Source organism: Limimaricola litoreus, assembly GCF_024159025.1.
Taxonomy (GTDB): domain Bacteria; phylum Pseudomonadota; class Alphaproteobacteria; order Rhodobacterales; family Rhodobacteraceae; genus Limimaricola; species Limimaricola litoreus.
Genome location: NZ_JAMYXC010000173.1, coordinates 1 through 2,015, shown reverse-complemented (window position 1 = coordinate 2,015; position 2,015 = coordinate 1). Strand labels below are relative to the sequence as shown.

Here is a 2,015-nt window from a genome sequence, read left to right as displayed (position 1 = left end):
CCTGGCCGAGCTCGAGGGCGATCTCGCCCATGTCGCGCGGCTGCTCGAGGCCGCGCTCGCGGGGCTGCGCGAGGGGCAGGCCCGGGCGCAGGCCCTGCGCGCAGCGCGCGGGGGATTCGCCACCTATGACCGCGAGGGGCGGCCCAGCACCGCGCCCGCCTCCGGCCCCACCCTGCGGCACAAGGTCTAAGTGGGGCGCGGCGCGCCTCTGCGCCGGGTTCGAATCGAATGCCCCGCATTCTGCCTCTGGCGTTAGGCCCCGCTTAAACCCGGCCTGTCACAAAGGCCCCGTCTCCCAAAACCGGGATGCACCGAAATGCGGCGGGGAAATCCTCCGGTCCGCGCATAGTCAGTACGGCTGTCAGCAGCCCCGCCAGCCGGGGCCTTGATCGAAACCCGGCGTGCGATGGCCGCCGAGCTTTAGGACCACACACACATGTCCAGCATTCTGACCAACAACGGCGCGATGGTCGCGCTGCAGACCCTCAAGGGGATCAACTCCGATCTCTCCAAGACCCAGACCGAGATCTCGACCGGCAAGTCGGTCTCCTCGGCCAAGGACAACTCGACGGTCTGGATCACCTTGGCGTTCGAGGAATAGGCGCGCTGCGTCTGGATCAGCTGGGTCAGCTCGGAGGCGACGTCGACGGTCGATTCCTCGCGCGCGAAACCGACGATGTCGCCGGTCGGCCCGTCGCCCGCGTTCCACAAGAGCATCTCGCCGCTCTCGCGTGTCAACGAATAGGATTGGCCGTCATGCGTCTCCAGCCCGTTGGAATTGGCGACATCGACCAGCGGCACCTGATAGATGCGGCGGCTCGCGCCATTGTCGTAATAGGCATGGACGTAGCCGCCCGGATCGACCTCCACCGAGGTCAGGTTGCCGGTCGCCGCCCCGTCGCGCCCGACCGAGAGCGGCGCGAAGACGCCCGCCAGCTGCGACAGCCCGCCCGACACGCCGGGCAGGCCGACATCCATCTCGATCGGGCCACCGGCCACGTCGATGCTGAATTTTCCGGTCGCGGGATCGAAGGGGCCGCCGGTGGTGGCGGTCATCGTGGCGAGCGTGCCGCCCGCGCCGCGGCTGTCGTCGAAGGTCAGGGTGTATTCGCCCACCACCGCATCGGCCGAGGCGCCGTCGGTGATCTGCAAGGTCCATTCGTTGCTCGGCGGCGCGCCGATGGCCGGAACGGTTGGGGTGAAGGTCAGGCTGAGCTGCTGGGTGGTGCCGAGGTTGTCGTAATATTCGACCGTCAGCTCCTCGGGCAGACCCAGCGAATCCTCCTGCGTTTCGGTCGCGGGCAGGTTCACGGCAAGCGTCACCTCGGTGGTGGCCATGCCCGACAGCTCGCCCGCGGGCACGCGCACCGGCTGCAGCCCGCCGGCCGTGTCGCGCGGATAGGTGCCGATCGAACCGTCGAGCTCGGCCGGCCAGCCCAGCAGCGTCTGCCCGTCCGGGGTGCGCAGGTAGCCGTCCTCGTCGGCGCGGAACGAGCCGGTGGTGGTCAGGCGGAAATCCTCGGTGCCGCGCTCGCCCGCCATGGCCGAAGAGCTGACCGGCAGGAAGCCGCGGCCGCGCACGGCGAGGTCGGTCGGGTTCGTGGTCGAGGAGAGCGCGCCGCTCTCGTCGATCAGCCTTTGCGACGTGGTCGAGACGCCGCCCGCCACGTAGCGCCCCGATTCGTTGCCCAGCACCAGCGAATGGAAATCGGTGACGGCCCGGCGATAGCCATAGGTGGCCGAGTTGGCGATATTGTCCGAGATCGTGGCCAGCCGGTGGGCATTGGCCGCGAGACCGGAGACGCCGGCGCTGAGGGAAGAGGAGATCGTCATGGAGGACCTTTCCGCTGAGACGAAGAAGCACGCTTGCCCGATGGCCTAGAGCAACAGGCTTAAGACGGTGCTAATGCTGCCGCAGCAGCGTGATCTCGAGCCGGTCGCTGCGCGGCGCGGCCGGGCCGTCGGCCGCGGGGCTGCGATCGCCCAGACCGGTGACGCGGCGCATCCGCGAGGGG

The 2,015-nt window shown here is 69.1% G+C and carries 2 protein-coding genes; one reads left to right on the top strand and one right to left on the bottom strand.

The window, feature by feature from the left end:
* Nucleotides 1-190, top strand: a 190-nt coding sequence (locus NHG85_RS11570) for a hypothetical protein (protein ID WP_253332530.1), incomplete at its 5' end; no start/stop codon positions are given.
* A gap of 230 nt (nucleotides 191-420) precedes the next feature.
* On the opposite strand, the gene NHG85_RS11560 is transcribed toward NHG85_RS11570, so the two are convergent.
* Complete coding sequence (locus tag NHG85_RS11560; RefSeq protein ID WP_440339875.1) at nucleotides 421-1,833, bottom strand: flagellar hook protein FlgE; 1,413 nt, start codon at nucleotides 1,831-1,833, stop codon at nucleotides 421-423.
* Between the last annotated feature and the right edge of the window lie 182 nt (nucleotides 1,834-2,015).